Annotated in this window: 17 protein-coding genes; 13 read left to right on the forward strand and 4 right to left on the reverse strand. The window is 46.8% G+C overall.

The annotated features are described in order from the left end of the window. Nucleotides 1–36 precede the first annotated feature (36 nt). On the forward strand, nt 37–987 hold the full coding sequence (locus tag CCZ37_RS04580; protein WP_094499866.1) for a glutathione S-transferase family protein: 951 nt from the start codon (nt 37–39) through the stop codon (nt 985–987). Nucleotides 988–1,066: 79 nt separating this feature from the next. Here the strand turns inward: CCZ37_RS04580 and pta are convergent, their stop codons facing one another. Together pta and CCZ37_RS04590 are read right to left on the reverse strand one after the other, a co-directional pair. Continuing rightward, the gene (gene pta / locus CCZ37_RS04585) at nt 1,067–3,211 is read right to left on the reverse strand and encodes a phosphate acetyltransferase (RefSeq protein ID WP_010319730.1); all 2,145 of its coding nucleotides are present in this window, start codon (nt 3,209–3,211) and stop codon (nt 1,067–1,069) included. A 172-nt stretch (nt 3,212–3,383) separates the two neighbouring features. Further along, nucleotides 3,384–4,580 carry an acetate kinase gene (locus CCZ37_RS04590; RefSeq protein WP_094499867.1) on the reverse strand — a complete coding sequence of 399 codons (1,197 nt, stop codon included), beginning with the start codon at nt 4,578–4,580 and terminating at the stop codon, nt 3,384–3,386. Nucleotides 4,581–4,927: 347 nt separating this feature from the next. Here CCZ37_RS04590 and yfbV point away from each other — a divergent pair, with 347 nt between their 5' ends. The 4 genes from yfbV (at nt 4,928) to CCZ37_RS04610 (ending at nt 8,498) form a co-directional block, all read left to right on the forward strand. Beyond that, nucleotides 4,928–5,380, forward strand: coding sequence for a terminus macrodomain insulation protein YfbV (gene yfbV, locus CCZ37_RS04595; RefSeq protein ID WP_094499868.1), 453 nt, complete (start codon nt 4,928–4,930; stop codon nt 5,378–5,380). A gap of 357 nt (nt 5,381–5,737) precedes the next feature. Continuing rightward, nucleotides 5,738–6,703 (forward strand): ABC transporter substrate-binding protein, encoded by a 966-nt coding sequence (locus tag CCZ37_RS04600; RefSeq protein WP_010319727.1) that lies wholly within the window; start codon nt 5,738–5,740, stop codon nt 6,701–6,703. A 59-nt stretch (nt 6,704–6,762) separates the two neighbouring features. After that, the gene (locus CCZ37_RS04605) at nt 6,763–7,707 is read left to right on the forward strand and encodes an ABC transporter permease (protein ID WP_094499869.1); all 945 of its coding nucleotides are present in this window, start codon (nt 6,763–6,765) and stop codon (nt 7,705–7,707) included. Beyond that, a complete protein-coding gene (locus tag CCZ37_RS04610; protein WP_094499870.1) occupies nt 7,704–8,498 on the forward strand; it encodes an ABC transporter ATP-binding protein in 795 nt (264 codons plus the stop codon). The genes CCZ37_RS04605 and CCZ37_RS04610 overlap by 4 nt, the downstream gene beginning before the upstream one ends. 118 nt (nt 8,499–8,616) lie before the next feature. Here the strand turns inward: CCZ37_RS04610 and dusC are convergent, their stop codons facing one another. Beyond that, a complete protein-coding gene (gene dusC / locus CCZ37_RS04615; protein WP_010319724.1) occupies nt 8,617–9,573 on the reverse strand; it encodes a tRNA dihydrouridine(16) synthase DusC in 957 nt (318 codons plus the stop codon). A gap of 116 nt (nt 9,574–9,689) precedes the next feature. Here dusC and CCZ37_RS04620 point away from each other — a divergent pair, with 116 nt between their 5' ends. From CCZ37_RS04620 to serS, 4 genes are all read left to right on the forward strand, one after another. Next, a complete protein-coding gene (locus tag CCZ37_RS04620; protein WP_010319723.1) occupies nt 9,690–10,292 on the forward strand; it encodes a YecA family protein in 603 nt (200 codons plus the stop codon). Between the two features lie 316 nt (nt 10,293–10,608). After that, a complete protein-coding gene (lolA, locus tag CCZ37_RS04630) occupies nt 10,609–11,211 on the forward strand; it encodes an outer membrane lipoprotein periplasmic chaperone LolA (protein ID WP_010319722.1) in 603 nt (200 codons plus the stop codon). A gap of 48 nt (nt 11,212–11,259) precedes the next feature. Then, entirely contained in the window at nt 11,260–12,609 is a 1,350-nt protein-coding gene (locus CCZ37_RS04635; protein WP_010319721.1) for a replication-associated recombination protein A, read from the forward strand. Nucleotides 12,610–12,711: 102 nt separating this feature from the next. Next, complete coding sequence (gene serS, locus CCZ37_RS04640) at nt 12,712–14,019, forward strand: serine--tRNA ligase (protein WP_094499872.1); 1,308 nt, start codon at nt 12,712–12,714, stop codon at nt 14,017–14,019. A 79-nt stretch (nt 14,020–14,098) separates the two neighbouring features. Here serS and bioA read toward each other — a convergent pair whose 3' ends face one another. Continuing rightward, nucleotides 14,099–15,388, reverse strand: a complete 1,290-nt coding sequence (bioA, locus tag CCZ37_RS04645; RefSeq protein ID WP_094499873.1) for an adenosylmethionine--8-amino-7-oxononanoate transaminase — start codon at nt 15,386–15,388, stop codon at nt 14,099–14,101. A gap of 134 nt (nt 15,389–15,522) precedes the next feature. Here bioA and bioB point away from each other — a divergent pair, with 134 nt between their 5' ends. From bioB to bioD, 4 genes are read left to right on the forward strand one after another with little or no spacing between them, the layout of a single operon-like run. Then, nucleotides 15,523–16,575, forward strand: coding sequence for a biotin synthase BioB (gene bioB, locus CCZ37_RS04650; protein WP_017048088.1), 1,053 nt, complete (start codon nt 15,523–15,525; stop codon nt 16,573–16,575). Beyond that, nucleotides 16,547–17,710, forward strand: a complete 1,164-nt coding sequence (gene bioF, locus CCZ37_RS04655) for an 8-amino-7-oxononanoate synthase (RefSeq protein ID WP_094499874.1) — start codon at nt 16,547–16,549, stop codon at nt 17,708–17,710. Before bioB ends, bioF begins: the two co-directional genes overlap by 29 nt. A 2-nt stretch (nt 17,711–17,712) precedes the next feature. After that, the gene (bioC, locus tag CCZ37_RS04660) at nt 17,713–18,516 is read left to right on the forward strand and encodes a malonyl-ACP O-methyltransferase BioC (RefSeq protein WP_010319716.1); all 804 of its coding nucleotides are present in this window, start codon (nt 17,713–17,715) and stop codon (nt 18,514–18,516) included. Beyond that, the gene (bioD, locus tag CCZ37_RS04665; protein ID WP_208613928.1) at nt 18,513–19,199 is read left to right on the forward strand and encodes a dethiobiotin synthase; all 687 of its coding nucleotides are present in this window, start codon (nt 18,513–18,515) and stop codon (nt 19,197–19,199) included. Before bioC ends, bioD begins: the two co-directional genes overlap by 4 nt. Nucleotides 19,200–19,248: the final 49 nt, after the last annotated feature.

Below are 19,248 nucleotides of genomic sequence, written 5' to 3' on the forward strand. Positions count from 1 at the left end.
ATAATAAAAAAGTCATCGGAATGAGGAGTGGAGATCATGGGAAAATTAGTTGAAGGCGTCTGGCACGATGTTTGGTATGACACCAAAAGCAGCGCTGGGCATTTTGTACGCGAAGACGCAGGATTCAGACACTGGGTCGACAGCCAGCCAGATGCACGATTTCAACCAGAATCGGACCGTTATCATCTGTATGTCTCTTTGGCATGCCCTTGGGCTCACCGTACATTGATTTTTCGCCAGCTTAAATCACTCACCGAACACATTGATGTTACTGTCGTTTGCCCTGATATGCTGAGTGAAGGTTGGTCTTTTGGTATTCCTGAACCTCTGTTCGGCTATACCAAGCTCCATCAAATCTACACCAAAGCAAAGGTAGATTATTCAGGGCGAGTAACTGTACCTGTGCTGTGGGATAAGAAGACCAATACCATTGTTAGCAATGAATCTGCTGAGATTATTCGCATGTTTAACAGTGCATTTAATGAGTTAACGGGTAACCAGCACGACTACTATCCGCAAACACTCAGCAAAGCTATCGATGAATGGAATGCGTATATCTACCCTAATATTAATAATGGCGTCTATCGATGTGGCTTTGCGACCACGCAAGAGGCCTATGACGATGCTTATGATGCACTTTTTACGGCGTTAGATAAGGTCAACAATCATCTAGCGACGCATCGCTACCTGGTTGGTAACCAGATCACTGAGGCAGATTGGCGTTTATTCACGACACTTATCCGTTTTGATGCTGTTTACGTCGGGCATTTTAAATGCAATAAACAGCGTATCGCCGATTATGAGAACTTAAGCGGTTACTTAAAAGAGCTTTACCAAATCGACGGTATCAAACAAACGACCGATTTTTACCACATCAAACGCCACTATTATTTCAGCCATATCGGCATTAACCCAACTCAAGTGGTACCTAAAGGGCCGGATCTTGATCTTGATACTCTCCATGAGCGCGGCTTTATTGGGCTATAACGAGGGTGGAATTGTGCTATAAAAAAGGCTCTTATGTGATACATAAGAGCCTTTTAATCAGCAAGTTAAGCTAAGAATGTTATTTTGTTTCTTGGCTTGCTTGAATCGCCGTCAACGCGATTGTGTAAACAATGTCGTCAACCAATGCACCGCGAGACAAATCGTTTACTGGTTTACGCATGCCTTGCAGCATTGGACCGATAGAAACAAGGTCTGCTGAGCGTTGTACCGCTTTGTAAGTTGTATTACCTGTGTTTAGGTCAGGGAAGACAAATACCGTTGCTTTACCAGCGACTGGAGAGTTTGGTGCTTTAGAAGCCGCCACGTTTTCCATGATTGCAGCATCGTATTGCAGAGGACCGTCGATAATAAGATCTGGACGTTTCTCTTGAGCAATGCGCGTCGCTTCACGCACTTTATCTACATCAGCACCTTTACCTGATTCACCGGTCGAGTAAGAGATCATCGCCACGCGTGGGTCAATACCGAATGCTGCTGCAGAATCGGCCGATTGAATTGCGATTTCAGCGAGCTGTTCAGCATTTGGATCTGGGTTGATGGCGCAATCACCGTATACCAACACTTGATCAGGCAATAGCATGAAGAAGATAGAGGATACAATCGAGGCATTTGGCGCGGTCTTAATGATTTGGAATGGAGGAACAATGGTGTTGGCTGTGGTATGAACTGCACCAGAAACCAAACCATCAACTTCACCCGCTTCTAGCATCATGGTGCCTAAGAAGACTGAATCTTGCAGTTTTTCACGAGCCACAACTTCGGTCATGCCTTTTGAACCACGCAGTTCAACCAAGCGAGCGACGTAGTTTTCGCGCACTGAGTCAGCATCGATAATTTCAACGCCAGCACCTAACTCAACACCTTGTTGCGCAGCAACGCGGCGGATTTCATCAGGGTTACCAAGCAGAACACAAGTCGCAATACCGCGCTCTGCACAAATAGACGCCGCTTTAACCGTGCGTGGCTCATCCCCTTCAGGAAGCACAATACGTTTACCTGCACGACGAGCATATTCAGTTAACTGATAACGGAATGCTGGCGGGCTAAGGCGACGAATACCTTGCGTGCCTTCAGTGAGCGAATTAATCCAAGGACCATCGATGTGGCTAGCAACGTGATCGCTAATGAACTCGATACGCTCTTTATCGTCAGCTGGAACTTCTAGGCTAAAGCTTTGTAGGTTGAGTGACGTTTGCCAAGTGTTACCTTGCGCTTTAAAAATAGGCAAGCCGCTTTCAAAGGCTGGTTTACATAGGTTCACAATCTCTTGTGGCATATCGTAACCGCCAGTCAGCAGCACCGCACCAATTTCAACGCCATTCATTGCGGCCAGAGAGGCGGCAACAATCACGTCAGGACGATCGGCCGATGTCACTAAGAGTGACCCTGGCTTAAAGTGCTCAATCATATGTGGCAAAGAACGCGCACAGAAAGTGATGCTTTTAATACGGCGAGACTTAATTTCACCTTCATTAATGATTTCAGCTTTCAGGTGTTTGGCCATATCAATAGCACGAGTCGCGATAAGATCGATACTCCAAGGCACGCAACCTAACACACGAATTGGGCTGGTGTTGAAGATCTGCATCACTTCTAAATTGGCTTGTTTCGCGCTATCTGCATCATCAAAAATTTCTGATAAGTCAGGGCGAGTGCGGCCTGCTTCATCAACAGGGGCATTAAGCTTGTTGATAATAACACCTGAAATGTTTTTATTTTTTGTTCCACCAAAGTTTGAGCACGCAACTTCAATACGCTCTTTCAACTGAGTTGGGTTGTCCGTTCCCGGTGTCGCGACAAACACAATTTCTGCGCCCAGAGTTTTGGCAATTTCTGCGTTCACTTGGTTCGCGAATGGGTGTTTACGTGTTGGCACAAGGCCTTCAATCAGCGTTACTTCAGAATCTTGATTGATGTGGTTGTAACGCTCAACGACGGTTTCAAGCAACACATCCATCTTTTCGCTACCGATCAACGTTTCTGCCGCTGACATCATCATCGGTTCTGCAATGCTGATGTCGCTGTTGCGACCGATAATCGTTGAAGTGAGATCAGGTTGATCGCCACCCGAGCGAGGTTGTGCAATAGGCTTATAAAAAGAAACGCTAACACCTTTACGCTCCATGGCGCGAAGGACACCCATGCTCACGCTGGTAAGACCAACACCAGCGCTGATAGGGATAAGCATAATAGTACGGGACATGAGTAGAGTACCTCAAACTATTGAAATCAATCTAACCGAAACTAGATTGAAAAAGGAACAAAGCCCAACATGACCTTCTTCGGAAATAAGCCTGCTGACCTAAATCGCTAGAAACTAAGGGTTGAGCCCCGGTAAAAAACTGGCTAACTCAGAGAGTTAGCCAGAAAGTCAATTAAAGACCTGCCAGACGAGCAGTATCTTCAGCAATCACTAGCTCTTCATTGGTCGAGATAACCATAGCTGGAATACGGCTGTTTGCCGTTGTGATCACACCTTCGCCGCCAAAACGTGCTTTTAGGTTTGCTGCGCTGTCGACTTCGATACCGAAGATAGCCAAACGGTTTAGTACCATTTCACGGATAGGGCCTGAGTTCTCACCGATACCACCAGTGAAGACGATAGCGTCTAGGCGACCGTCAAGGCTTGCTGTGTAGCCAGCCACGTATTTCGCTAGGCGGTGGCAGAACACGTCCATTGCACGAGTCGCTTCTTCTTTCTCACCGTAGTTATCTTCAACAAAACGGCAATCCGAAGTCACTTGAGTTAAGCCTTGTAGGCCAGACTCTTTGGTTAGCATAGTGTTGATTTGATCAACAGAGTAACCCAGTGCATCGTGCAGGTGGAAGATGATTGCAGGGTCGATGTCACCACAACGTGTACCCATCACCAAACCTTCAAGAGGAGTTAGACCCATTGAGGTATCAACTGATTGACCGTTTTTGATCGCACAAACAGAAGCACCATTGCCTAGGTGACAGTTGATGATGTTAACTTCTTCCACTGGCTTGTTGAGTAGGCCTGCAACTTCACGAGTGATGAATAGGTGTGAAGTACCATGCATGCCATAACGACGGATACCGTGCTCTTTGTACAGATTGTACGGAAGAGCGTATAGGAAAGACTCTTCAGGCATAGTTTGATGGAACGCAGTATCAAACACAGCTACGTTTTGAAGCTCAGGGAAGTTTTTCTTAGCGGCTTCGATACCGATGATGTGTGCTGGGTTGTGAAGCGGTGCAAAGGTTGCAGCGTCTTGAATACCTTTTAGTACATCATCAGAGATAAGTGCAGATTGAGTGAACTGCTCACCACCGTGTACGATACGGTGACCGATAGCGCCAAGGTCAGCTTTAAGCTCTGGCTTAGAAGCAAGAATAGTTTCAACCATAAACGCGAGTGCTTCTTCGTGCGCTGCACCTTCGCCTAGTTGCGCTTCGTGTTTACCGTCAAGTTTCCACTTGATACGTGCCTCAGGAAGGTGAAGACATTCAGCAAGACCTGATAGGTGCTCAGCACCTGTTTCTGCATCAACAACAGCAAATTTAAGAGAAGAACTACCGCAGTTTAAAACTAAAACTAGCTTAGACATGTGTGACTACCTGTAATAATCGTTTAAGATAAAAATCAATCTCAAGAATAGTAGAAGCGTTGTGGAGCGCTACTATTCTCGGTTAATAAAACTTGAATTTCCGTATCATGAGACGGGGCTTTTAACGTAAAGTCGTCGTGCATTCCTTGCAGATTTCATCTCGGAGTTGCCTAAATTGTAAATAACGGCAACAATGAGATTGAGGGCTGGCAAAGAATAGCGATAATGGGCCAATATAACAAAAAAAAATTGAAATAATATTAACTTCTATCAATTTTTTACTAGATTAGTTGAATCATTAAACTATTTTTTAGTTTGATGGGCAGCATTGAGAGTGAGGGCGCGCTATGAATAACAAAGTTGGAATCGTTCACAGCCTGAAAGATGGTCAGAAATATATGGATGTTTGGCCTGTGCGCAAAGAACTAGGCCTCATTTTCCCTGAGCAACGGATCATTAAAGCCACGCGTTTTGGCGTGAAGGCTATGCCAGCTATCGCCGCAATCAGTGTCCTGACACAGATGGTTTTTGAAAATACACAGGCGATGCCCCAAGCAGTGGTAGTGGCACTCTTTGCCATAAGCTTACCGCTACAAGGTATGTGGTGGCTGGGAAATCGCGCCAATACCCAACTTCCACCTTCGCTTGCTGGGTGGTACAGAGAGCTGTACCAGAAGATTGTCGATACCGGTTTTGCTTTAGAGCCAATCAAAGCGAAGCCGAGATACAAAGAGCTGGCGGTTATCCTTAACCGAGCATTCCGCCAGTTAGATGAAGCCGCGTTAGAACGCTGGTTCTAGCCCGCCGGTTAGCTGGTTAATAAAAGACAAAGAGGGCTTCCGCAGTGAACTCCTCTTTGTTATTCAACGTTCGCCTTATTCTTAGCTCTCTTTTTGTTACTTTACTGTTAAACCTCACTTCCCTTTGGCCTGAGTTACTGGTAATAATGTTGTCAGTGACGCTCAGTGCGCGTACATAAAAATATAAAAACACAACATCCAACATCTATACCCAAACGATATGAAGCGGTAAGCAATCTGCAATGGGATAAATCCTAATGTGGCACAGGTTAACTGTGTTTAACGGGATGAGCGCATTTGCTAGCACTGCTACCGCTTTGACTAGGAAGGGTATAATGCTTAAATCAAGGAGTTAAGATGAAAGCAGGCAAAGCCATTGTTACCGCCGTTTTTGCAGGAGCAGTATTACTCTCTTCAACTAGCATTATGGCCAAAACAGCGAAAGTCGCCGTATCGCAAATTGTTGAGCACCCAGCTTTAGACGCAACCAGACAAGGTTTACTTGATGGTTTAAAAGCAAAAGGTTATGAACAAGGTAAAAATCTAGATTTTGATTTTAAAACCGCGCAAGGCAACCCAGCTATTGCTGTTCAAATTGCGCGCCAATTTGTCGGGGAAAATCCTGATGTGTTAGTCGGCATCGCAACCCCCACGGCGCAAGCGCTCGTTTCTGCAACCAAAACTATTCCTGTCGTGTTCACGGCGGTGACCGATCCTGTCGGTGCTAAATTGGTGAAAAAACTTGAGCAACCGGGCAAGAACGTGACCGGGCTTTCTGATCTATCGCCAGTTGAACAACACGTTGAGCTGATCAAAGAGATCATGCCAAATGTGAAATCTATCGGCGTAGTGTATAACCCCGGTGAGGCCAATGCAGTGAGCTTGATGGAACTGCTTAAATCGAGCACTCAAAAACATGGCATTAAACTTATTGAAGCGACAGCCTTAAAAAGCGCAGACGTACAAACCGCGACACAAGCGATCGCCTCAAAATCAGACATCCTTTACGCCTTAATTGATAATACCGTCGCCAGTGCGATTGAAGGGATGATTGTTTCGGCTAACCAAGCTAAGACCCCAGTATTTGGCGCAGCAACCTCTTATGTTGAACGCGGCGCGGTTGCGAGCCTTGGTTTTGATTATTACCAAATTGGCGTACAAACCGCAGACTATGTTGTCGCTATCTTGGAAGGCCAAGCACCGGGTAAACTGGATGTTAAAGTGGCCAAAGGGTCTGATTTAATGATCAACAAAACCGCAGCGGAAAAACTGGGCGTAACTATTCCTCAGTCAGTACTTGATCGTGCTACGAGCGTAAAATAAAGACCATTCAGAGCTAGAGCGAAGGCTTTAGCTCTGTTTAAGCAGAGAAAGGAGTTGTTATGTCTGCTTTTGCTTTTTTTGGCGCTCTAGAGATAGGGCTGCTGTACGGATTGGTGGCATTGGGTGTTTACCTCACTTTCCGTGTCCTTGATTTCCCCGATTTAAGCGTTGACGGCAGTTTCCCGATGGGCGCTGCGGTGGCCGCCACGGCGATTGTGGCAGGTATTAACCCTTGGGTTGCTACAGGAATGGCAATACTTGCGGGTGCCTTTACTGGTTGGGTGACTGCATTTCTTGCGGTTCGCTGCGGTATTTTGCATCTATTGGCGTCGATTCTCACCATGATTGCCGCCTTCTCCATCAATATTCGCATTATGGGACGCCCCAATATTGCTCTGCTTGGCGAGGAGACCATTCTTACGCCTTTTGAAGCCATGGGTGATTCGGTTTACATTCGCCCGTTGGTCGTGGGTGTATTGGTCTTGATTTCGGCCTGGTTTGTGGTGCGATTATTAAACAGTGACTTTGGACTTGGGCTGCGTGCTACGGGCGTTAATGCCCGCATGGTGAGAGCACAAGGCGGAAGCACCTCGTTTTATACCTATTTTGCTCTTGCGTTATCGAATGGTTTTGTCGGTTTTGCTGGGGCACTGTTTGCGCAAACCAACAGTTTTGCTGATGTAACTTCGGGCGTAGGGACGATTGTAGTTGGCCTTGCTGCTGTGATTTTGGGGCAGACGTTGATCCCCGGTCGTCGGATCTGGGTTGCAGTGCTGGCGGTCATCGTCGGTTCAGTGCTGTACCGTTTAGCGGTCGCCTTTGCTTTGAGCTCGGGTATGTTCGGTTTGCAGGCATCAGATCTCAACTTAGTTACTGCTGTGCTGGTGGCCATTGCACTGATTGCGCCAAAAATGAAAAGGAACTTCAAAGTAAAAAAGGGTAATTCTCCTGCTCAGAGGTCGGTTGTTGCTAAGCAGGATAAAGCGTCAGGAGAAACATTATGATTCGTTTAGAAGATATTCAAGTCACGTTTAACCCTGGCACAATTTTAGAAAATAGAGCGTTAAGAGGTGTTCACCTCGAAGTAACTGAACATCAATTTTTAACTGTGATTGGCTCAAATGGTGCAGGGAAATCGACCTTACTAGGTGCTGTAACGGGCGAAACGCCCATGATGGCAGGCAAAGTACTCATCGATGAAGTCGATGTCACGCGTCAGAGCGTGGATCAGCGCGCACGTTTATGCGCTCGCGTGTTCCAAGACCCACTTGCCGGTACATGTGGCGATTTAACCATTGAAGAGAATATGGCTTTAGCCTACATGCGCGGCAAGCGCCGAGGGTGGGGGCTGTCACTTTCTTCATCACGTCGCAAGTTGTTTCAAGAGCGAATCGCTATCCTTGGTTTGGGATTAGAAGATCGTTTAGGCGATAACATCGGCTTACTGTCTGGTGGGCAGCGTCAAGCGGTTAGCTTAGTGATGGCAACCTTATCTGACAGTAAATTGTTACTGCTTGATGAGCACACTGCGGCTCTGGACCCTAGAATGGCGGCTTTTATCATTGATTTGACCAAAACAATCGTCAAAGAATTTAACTTGACGGTGATGATGGTAACGCACTCGATGAAAGATGCCTTAGCGTGTGGTGATCGCACTGTGATGCTTCACCAAGGTGAAATTGTTCTTGATGTGTCTGGTGAGCAGCGTGCCAATATGAAAGTGCCTGATCTACTGGAAATGTTTTCGAAAGTTCGAGGCGAAGAGCTGGCAGATGATAGCCTTCTGCTCAGTTAATGGTTTTATTTCGTTATCACAGTGGGTTAGTTAATACAGTGAGTTAGTTATCACAGTGGTTGACTAAGCAGCGACAGGCTTTCTCGGCGTGAGGTTGAGAAAGCCTGATGAAAACGCATTATAACGTGTTTTGTAACCGATCACGGTAACGCTGAATGTGCTCCACAATAGGTTCCGATTTGGTGAAGGTCCTGATTTCGCGAAAGAGCTCGTTAGCTTGAGGATATTCTTGACGCAAGTAGGTAAACCATTGCTTGACTCGATTGGGATAGTAAAAGCCTTTATCGCCTCTAATTTCAAATTGCGAATAGCGCAGGAGCAGATCAACCACTTCATGCCAAGGCATCACTTTATGGTTATGTTTGACCACATTGCCTAAATTGGGAACGTTGAATGCGCCTCGACAAACCATTAATGACTCTACGCCCGTCGCTTTAATACAGGCTTGACCATCGTCATAGTTCCAAATTTCGCCATTAGCGATCAGAGGCAGGGACGTCTTCTGGCGTATCTGATTAATGTAATCCCACTTAATTTCACTGGCGCGATAACCGCCCGCTTTTGTTCGGGCATGAACTGTGAGCTCGTTTGCTCCAGCTTGTTCAATCGCATCGACAATTTCAAAGCAGTCGTTAGGGTCTTCCCAACCTAAGCGAATTTTAGCCGAAACAGGGACCGCTTTCGGTACCGCATCTCGGCATGATTTTACCACTTGATAAATCAATTCCGGATGTTGTAACAGCGCCGCACCGCCTTTGTGTTTGTTGACCGTTTTCGCTGGGCAACCAAAATTCAAATCAATGCCGTGCGCGCCTAATTCAGCAACTCGTGCGGCATTTTCTGCCATCCAATGTGGCTCTTGGCCGAGCAGTTGAACGTGCACGGGAACACCTGCTTGCGTTTTTGAGCCAGTTTTCAGTTCAGGACAAAGGCGATAAAAAACGTGGTCAGGCAATAATTGGTCAACGACACGCACAAATTCAGTCACGCACAGATCGTAATCATTCATCTGGGTGAGTAGTTCACGCATCAAGTGGTCTAGCACACCCTCCATCGGGCCCAAAATTACACGCATCATCATTTCGCCTTAAAAATTCGAGGCGAGATTGTAGTGGTTACCGAATCAAAAGTCACTAAACGCAAGAGTTGGTATATAATCCTTGGTCAACCATTTTAACTGTACAGATTTTCATGACTTACTCATTGCTCTCTCTTCCTCAATCAGCTCCTCAATCCGCTCATTTTTTTGAAGGGGCTATTTTGGCATCCAATTTCGCCACTAAGCCGTTAGAACCCACAACTTGGTTAGAACCTTTAGTGGGGGAGCAAGTCAAAGCACTTGAACCTATGGTGATGGCGCAAATTAATCTGCAATATAACTTGCTCAAACGTAGCGAATATTCGGCGTTAGCCTTGCTAGATAATGCGACTCAGTGGGCTGATTTTGCTGAAGGGTTTATGAGCGTCTGGCCAGTCGTTGAACCGCAATGGTTAGAGACTCAAATTGGTGATGGTAGCCTGCGCATGCTACAAGCTTTGTTGACCACCTTCATGTTAGCCATCGATGAAACACAAACACAGCAGCAGATGAGCGAAGCGGGTTTTGCAACACCACCCAGTTTGAGTGATTTTGCTGAGCAGTTGGATGTCATGATCACAGAAGTCGCGTTAATGGCTGATGAATTAATGCTCGGCATGAAAACGCAGCGCGTTAACCCATTTAAAGAGATTGGCCGCAATGATCCTTGTCCGTGCGCCAGTGGCAAAAAATTCAAACAGTGCTGTGGCCAGTAAAGTACGCCGCCTGAGGTTGAATCTCAACAAAACGCTGACAAACCCAAGCAAATAAGCCCTTATAAACGAGTTATCCTGATAAATAAGTTATTCTGATAAGCGAACGCTTCTTAAGAGAATAGGGCCTTATCAATAAACGTTATAGAAAACGTTATATACCCAAACAACTTGGAGTTGCAGGTAGGCGGCAAGTGAGTGAGTCCCCATGAGCATAGGCAAACTATGTGATTGGGGTGAACGAACGTAGCCAACACCGCTGCGGCTTCAAGTAGGAAGGGTATAGACAAAAAATTGTTATCCATGGAGTGTGGTAATCATGAAAAGAGTGTTAGCCCTGTTGTTGTGTAGTTTTTCTGTCGCTGTTTTGGCTGCGCCAAAAGAGGAGTTGAGTCAACGCCTCGCGCTGAACGCTGGTTTTAGCGCGACCTTTTCCCAGCAAGTGATCAGCCCTGAAGGTGATATTGTGATGGAAGGTCAGGGGAACGTTGATATTGTCCGGCCAAGTCTTTTCCGTTGGCAAACGACCGCTCCTGATGAAAACTTACTGGTGTCTGATGGTAAAACCTTGTGGTATTACAGCCCATTTATCGAACAAGTGAGTATTTATAATCAAGAACAAGCGACGGAACAAACTCCTTTTGTGTTGCTGACCCGTAATCGCGCCAGTGATTGGGATCACTACAAAGTTGCACAAAACGGTGATGATTTCACCCTAACGCCAACCGCGGTAGATTCAAACCAAGGGCAGTTTCAGATAGCGATTGATGAGAAAGGGATCGTGAAAGGTTTTAACGTGATTGAACAAGATGGACAGAAGAGTCTGTTTACGTTTAGCAATGTACAACTAACACCGGCCGCTAAAGCGCGTTTCACGTTCCAGATCCCGCAAGGTGTTGAGGTTGATGATCAACGTAATTGAGATAGGGACTAAGGCGTGAGTAACTATAGTGTGGGTAACTACAGCAGTGTGGGTAACTACAGCTTAGATTTTTCGGGTGATGAAGATTTCCGTCCGTTGGCCGCGAGAATGCGCCCGCAGACGGTTGAGCAGTATATTGGCCAGCAGCACATTTTAGGCGTGGGTAAACCGCTACGGCGTGCATTAGAGGCTGGTCATATTCATTCGATGATCTTGTGGGGGCCGCCCGGTACGGGCAAAACGACCTTAGCTGAAGTGGCGGCGAATTACGCCAATGCAGAGGTTGAACGTGTTTCTGCGGTGACTTCTGGCGTTAAAGAGATCCGTGCTGCCATTGAAAAAGCGCGCGAAAATAAAATGGCGGGTCGACGTACTATTTTGTTTGTAGACGAAGTGCATCGTTTTAATAAATCTCAACAAGATGCCTTTTTGCCACACATTGAAGATGGCACTGTGACTTTCATTGGTGCCACGACAGAGAATCCCTCTTTTGAACTCAACAACGCTTTGCTATCTCGTGCTCGGGTGTACAAATTAACCTCGCTGGCTAGCGATGAAATTTTGCTGGCGCTCAATCAAGCAATCAACGATGACGATCGCGGTTTAGGTAAAGTCGCAGCGCAGTTTATGGATAACGTGCTCGAACGTTTGGCTGAATTAGTCAATGGTGATGCGCGCATGTCGCTCAATTATCTTGAGCTACTGTACGACATGGCCGAAGAGAATGCGCAAGGTGAAAAGCTTATTACGCTCAAACTGTTGGCCGAAGTTGCAGGTGAAAAAGTGTCGCGCTTTGATAATAAAGGCGATATTTGGTACGACCTTATCTCTGCGGTGCATAAATCGATTCGTGGTTCCAACCCCGATGCGGCGCTGTATTGGTCGGCCAGAATGATCGCAGCAGGCTGCGATCCACTTTATATCGCTCGCCGTTTATTGGCGATAGCTTCGGAAGATGTCGGCAACGCCGACCCAAGAGGCATGCAGGTGGCGCTCGCCGCTTGGGACTGTTTTACCCGCGTTGGCCCTGCGGAAGGTGAACGTGCGATTGCACAAGCGATTGTCTATTTAGCGTGCGCGCCCAAAAGTAATGCCGTGTATAGCGCGTGGAAGCAAGCCTTAGCTGATGCGCATAATTTGCCAGAGTATGAGGTGCCGCCTCATTTGCGTAATGCACCAACCAGTTTGATGAAAGATCTTGGTTATGGAGCACAATATCGCTATGCCCACGATGAACCGGGAGCTTACGCGGCTGGCGAAAGTTATTTGCCGCCTGAAATGAGCGATACACGCTACTACCAGCCAACAAATCGAGGTTTAGAAACCAAAATTGGTGAAAAGTTAGATTACTTGGCTAGTTTAGATGCAAAAAGCCCACAAAAGCGCTATGAAAAATAGTCTCTTTTCGTTATCTTTGTCGGGTTCAATTTTCTCTACGCGTCGCTCTGATTAGAAAGGGATGCAGGCGCGTTTTTCATAACTAAAAGCATAGGATTAGCAATGCTGGATTCTAAATTACTTCGCACTGAGCTGGATGAAACAGCTGCAAAATTAGCGCGTCGCGGTTTCAAACTCGACGTTGAGACAATTCGTCAACTTGAAGAACAACGTAAGTCCATTCAAGTAGAAGTTGAAAATTTACAATCCTCGCGCAACTCCATCTCCAAAGAAATTGGCCAAAAAATGGCCGCCGGCGACAAAGCGGGCGCAGAAGCAGTCAAGCTACAAATCGGCTCTCTAGGCAGTGACTTAGACGCGAAAAAAGCGCAGTTGAATGACATCCAAGCACAATTGGATGCGATTACTCTGTCTGTACCCAACGTACCAGATGAATCGGTTCCTGACGGTAAAGATGAAAATGACAACGTAGAAGTTTCTCGTTGGGGCGAACCTAAAACTTACGATTTTGAGCTCAGAGATCATGTTGACCTTGGCGAAATGGCCGGTGGTTTAGATTTTGCTAGTGCGACTAAAATTACTGGTGCTCGCTTTATCGTAATGAAAGGCCAATTTGCTCGTCTGCACCGTGCGATTGCTCAGTTCATGCTGGACTTGCACACACAAGAGCATGGTTATACTGAAATGTATGTCCCTTATCTTGTCAATGCTGACAGTCTGTTTGGTACTGGTCAGCTACCTAAATTTGGTCAAGACCTCTTCCATACTGAGCCACTAACTGAAAAAGTGAATGATGAAGAGCCGCGTAAACTTTCGTTGATTCCTACCGCTGAAGTACCGGTAACGAACTTAGTGCGTGACACCATTTCTGACGAAGCCGATCTGCCACTGAAAATGACGGCTCATACACCTTGTTTCCGTTCTGAGGCGGGATCGTATGGTCGCGATACACGTGGTCTTATCCGTATGCACCAATTTGATAAAGTCGAATTGGTTCAGATCACGCGCCCAGAAGATTCAATGGCGGCGCTGGAAGAGTTAACCGGTCATGCGGAAAAAGTGCTGAAATTGCTTGAACTACCGTACCGTAAAGTGGTGCTGTGTGCCGGTGACATGGGCTTTGGCTCTCGCAAAACTTACGATCTTGAAGTGTGGGTTCCTGCACAAGGTACATACCGTGAGATCTCCTCTTGCTCAAACATGTGGGATTTCCAAGCGCGTCGTATGCAAGCCCGTTTCCGTCGCAAAGGCGGTAATAAACCTGAGCTTGTGCACACGCTGAACGGTTCAGGCCTTGCTGTGGGCCGTACTATGGTAGCCATTTTGGAAAACAACCAACAAGCCGATGGCCGTATTGCCGTTCCTAGCGTACTGCAACCATACATGGGTGGCGCAACGCACATCGGTTAATCATGATGTGTTGAACACAGTAAAAAACCGACTTACGAGTCGGTTTTTTTATGCATCTAATATCATCTGTTGGTTCTATTTAAGCCCCATCGAGTTGAAAGCATTGCGAATTTTGCAATGCCACCACTACAGCGTTGATCAGTTTTTCAATGTCATCTACTTGGCTAATAAACGGTGGCATCACATAGATTAAACAGCCAAAAGGACGGATCCAGACCCCTTGCTCAACAAATAGCGCTTGAATGACCTCCATATTGACAGGGCGATGCGTTTCAATCACGCCGATAGCGCCCAGCCAGCGCGTCTCTTTTACCATCTCAAAACGGTTAAGCATGGGCAGTAAATGAGCAAATTGCGCTTCAATATGCTGGGTTTGCTGTTGCCAATCGCCCTGTTCGATGAGCTCTAAGCTAGCGCAGGCGACGGCGCACGCCAATGGGTTAGCCATAAAGGTTGGCCCATGCATAAAGCAGCCCGCTTCGCCAGCACAAACCGTATCGGCGACTTGCTTGGTCGCCAGTGTGGCCGAAAGCGTCATATAGCCACCCGTTAAGGCCTTGCCGACACATAAAATATCAGGCGCGATATTAGCGTGCTCGCAGGCGAAGAGCTTTCCAGTACGGCCAAATCCAGTTGCAATCTCATCGGCAATCAGTAGCAAACCATATTGATCGCAAAGTGCACGCACGCCTTTTAAAAACTGAGGATGATAGATACGCATACCGCCAGCACCCTGCACAATTGGTTCTAAAATCACCGCCGCAAGCTCTTGATGAGCGTGCATTATTTTCTCTCGAAAATCATCGAGATCGCGTTCATCCCACTCATCCCAAAAACCGCAAGTTGGCGAATCGGCAAAAATATGCTGCGGCAAAAAACCTTTGTAGAGCGAATGCATCGAGTTTTCTGGGTCAGTGACTGACATCGCGGCAAAGGTATCGCCGTGATAGCCATGACGTAAGGTGAGAAATTTCGCTCGTGGTTGACCTTTTGCATGCCAGTATTGCAGCGCCATTTTTAAGCTGACTTCCACGGCGACAGAGCCAGAATCGGCTAAAAATACGTGCTCAAGATTGCTTGGCGCTAATGCCAGTAATTTTTTACAAAGCGTAATGGCGGGTTGATGTGTGATACCGCCAAACATCACGTGTGACATTTTATCAATTTGCTGATGCGCAGCGTAATTAAGGTGTGGATGGTTATAACCATGAATGGTTGCCCACCAAGAGGACATTCCATCAATCAAGCGTCGCCCATCTTCCAAATAAAGATCGACACCTTGAGCGTGAGTGACGGGATAACAAGTCAATGGCGTCAGCGTTGAAGTGTAGGGATGCCAGATATGTTGGCGGTCGAAGAGTAAATCCATGGTCAGTCCATATTGCTGGGTTTGTATAAAAATTAATCAAACGTAAACTTGCGTTTTCTTTGGTTGTTGACAGTTTATCGCTTGTCAGTAGACTAGCCAAGCAACAAAATAATAAAACTGAATAAGGAAGAGATGTGGAAGTTCGTCATAACTGGACCGTTGCTGAGGTGAACGCACTGGTCGAAAAGCCGTTTATGGATCTACTGTTTGAAGCGCAGCAAGTACATCGTCAATACCATCCCAAAAATTATGTCCAGGTCAGCACGTTACTTTCTATTAAGACGGGGGCGTGTCCTGAAGATTGTAAATATTGCCCGCAGAGTGCGCATTACCGGACTGATGTTGATAAAGAACGGTTGATGGAAGTCGAGCGGGTGTTAGACGCGGCGCAAAAAGCGAAGCGTTCTGGGTCGACCCGCTTTTGCATGGGAGCGGCGTGGAAAAACCCGAAAGCGCGTGATATGCCTCTCTTGAAAGAGATGATCAGTGGCGTAAAAGAGATGGGCTTGGAAACGTGTATGACGCTGGGCATGCTAACGCCTGATCAAGCAAGCGAGTTGGCCAGTGCAGGGCTTGATTATTACAACCACAACCTAGATACCTCACCTGAATACTATGGCAACATTATCACCACCCGAACCTATCAAGATCGCCTTGATACCTTATCGCACGTGCGCGATGCAGGAATGAAGATCTGCTCTGGGGGAATTATCGGTATGGGAGAGAGCGCCAATGATCGCGCTGGCCTGTTGGTGGAATTAGCGAACTTACCAACCCATCCTGAAAGTGTACCGATTAATATGCTGGTCAAAGTGAAAGGCACACCGTTAGAGCAAGCCGAAGATGTCGAAGCGTTTGATTTTATTCGTCTGATTGCCGTTGCTCGCATCATGATGCCACAATCGGCAGTACGTTTATCCGCTGGACGTGAAAATATGAATGAGCAGATGCAAGCGCTGTGCTTTATGGCAGGTGCAAACTCCATTTTCTACGGTTGCAAGCTGCTAACGACTCCTAATCCTGATGAAGATAGCGATATGCAGTTGTTTAAAAAACTGGGTATCAATAGCCAACAAGTGAGCCAAAAACCGGATGAAATTGCAGAAAGTGAGCTGCTTGAGCGTGTCGTAAAACGGGTGGCAGCTCGTCCTACTAAAGATGATCTTTTCTACGATGCCAGCGTTTAATTCACGTATTTCAGCGGCGCTCTGTGCTCGTCGCGATCTTGGGCTTTCTCGCTCTCTTATCGAGCTTGAGGGGGGTAACCAGGTTCGATTGTGCAAAGATGGCCGCCAGTATCTTAACTTTTCCAGTAACGATTACCTTGGCCTTGCGCACGACTCAGAATTGATTGCCGCTTGGCAGCAAGGGCTGAGTATGTACGGTTGCGGTAGTGGTGCATCTCCTTTGGTCACAGGCTTTAGCTCAGCCCATCGCAACCTTGAAGCCAAATTGTGTGAGTGGCTAGGTTATGAGCGGGCCGTTTTGTTTGGCTCAGGTTTTAGTGCCAATCAGGCACTGCTGTTTAGCTTGCTCAACAAAGATGATTTGCTGCTGCAAGATAAACTTAACCACGCCTCTTTGATGGAAGCAGGAATGCTTTGCGCCGCCAGTATGAAGCGTTTTCGGCACAACGATGTTGCTCATCTTAAGAAGCAACTTAACCGTGATAGTCATACGTTAGTGGTGACTGAAGGGGTCTTTAGCATGGATGGTGATTGTGCACCGCTGTGCGAAATCACGGATGCACTGCAAGGTGAAGCTTGGTTGGCAGTCGATGATGCACACGGCATCGGTGTGTTGGGCGAGGGTGGGGCAGGCAGTTGCAGTGCGGCAGGAATAAAACCACAGCTCTTAGTGGTGACCTTTGGCAAAGCCTTGGGGTTATCGGGTGCAGCTATCTTATGCAATCAAGAGGTGGGTGACTTTCTTACGCAGTTTGCTCGTCACCACGTCTATTCTACAGCCATGCCGCCAGCGCAAGCTTATGCAGTCACTCATGCCATTTCAATGGTCACTCAGCAGTCTTGGCGCAGAGAAAAACTAACTGAGCTGCAAGCTTATTACGCTGAATCTATGCAAGGTTTCGATGGCTATGTTGAAACGCTAACGCCAATCAAACCCTACCTTGTTGGTGAGGCACAAACGGCATTGAACATCGCCGAACAATTGCGACATCACGGGTGTTGGTTGACCGCGATTCGCCCACCAACGGTGGCTCAAGGCAGTGCCCGATTGCGTATCACTCTAACCGCCAACCACACTATTGCTGACATAGAGCAACTAACCACACAACTGCAACGTGCGCTAGAGGAGAGCTGAATATGTCACAAACTCATGCGATAGAGATAAATACGCTGCATGACAAAGCCGCCATTGCCCACTCTTTTAGCCGCGCGGCAAAGCATTATGATGTACATGCCGCTTTTCAACGTGACGTAGGACACCGTTTGTTGGACAAAATGCCGCGCAATCTAGTGGGAAAAAGAGTGCTCGATCTTGGTTGTGGTACGGGCTATTTTTCAGAGCAACTGCGACGTAGAGGGGCGTATGTGGTATGTGCTGACCTCTCCAGTGAGATGCTAGTACAAGCTAAAATACGTTGTGGTGATGTTGGTATCACCTACTATCAAGCAGATGCTGAGGCGCTTCCTTTCGCCAGCGGCTCTTTTGATTACGTTTTTTCTAGCTTAGCGCTGCAGTGGTGTGATGACCTTGTTCTACCACTGCGACAAACTCACCGCGTATTGAAACCACAAGGGATGGCTTATTTTGCGACATTATTGGACGGTTCGCTGTTTGAACTGAAACAAGCGTGGACAAAAATTGATACACATCAACACGTCAATGATTTCATCACACTCAATCAGGTAAAAATTGCGTTAGCGCAATCTCACTGTTGCCACCATCAATTAGACTTGCCTTCGATCACAGTTTGGTATGACAAAGCCTTGTCCTTGATGAGAGATCTTAAAGGAATTGGTGCAAATCACGTAAGTGGACGCTCACAAGGGTTAACAAGCCGCAAGGCTCTACTGCAAGTTGAGCAGGCATACCAAGCATTTCAAAACCATCAAGGTCTTCTACCTGCAACTTATCAGGTTTGTTTAGGGGTTATACATCGATGATTGATGCATTTTTTATTGCGGGTACGGACACCGACGTTGGAAAAACGGTCGCTTCAAAAGCGATTCTACAAGCATTAGCCGCCAAGGATTTGGTGACTATTGGCTATAAACCGGTTGCCGCTGGTAGCGAAAAAACCGAATTTGGCTTACGCAACTCAGATGCATTACATCTGATGAAAGCGGCAACCAAAGAGATGCCCTATGGTGATGTGAATCCATATTCTTTAGCGCTCCCTACATCACCACATATCGCCGCAAAACATGAACACGTCGAGATTGATTATGACGTACTCAGTAGCAAATTAGCTAAGCATAAAGCGAATGCTGACATTGTGTTGATCGAAGGTGCTGGTGGTTGGCGCGTTCCGATCTCTGATACCGACTGCTTGTCTACTTGGGTTAAACAAGAACAACTACCCGTGGTATTAGTGGTAGGGATTAAGCTAGGTTGCTTAAGCCATGCAATTTTAACAGCGGAAAGTATTATTGCCGACGGGTTGAAGATTGTTGGCTGGGTAGCCAACCGAGTGAACCCAGGAACTGAGCATTACGCTGAAATTATTGCAATGTTGGAATCGCGCATTCCAGCGCCTAAGCTTGGTGAAATACCCTATGTGCCAACGGTAAAACGGCAACAAATTGGTAAGTATATTAATGTTGATCCGCTGCTTGCGTTAGAGTGAGCGATGTGAATCAGCCAAAAGGCATCTTTTAGCGAGATGCCTTTTTTGA

Source organism: Vibrio qinghaiensis (genome assembly GCF_002257545.1).
Lineage (GTDB): Bacteria > Pseudomonadota > Gammaproteobacteria > Enterobacterales > Vibrionaceae > Vibrio > Vibrio ordalii.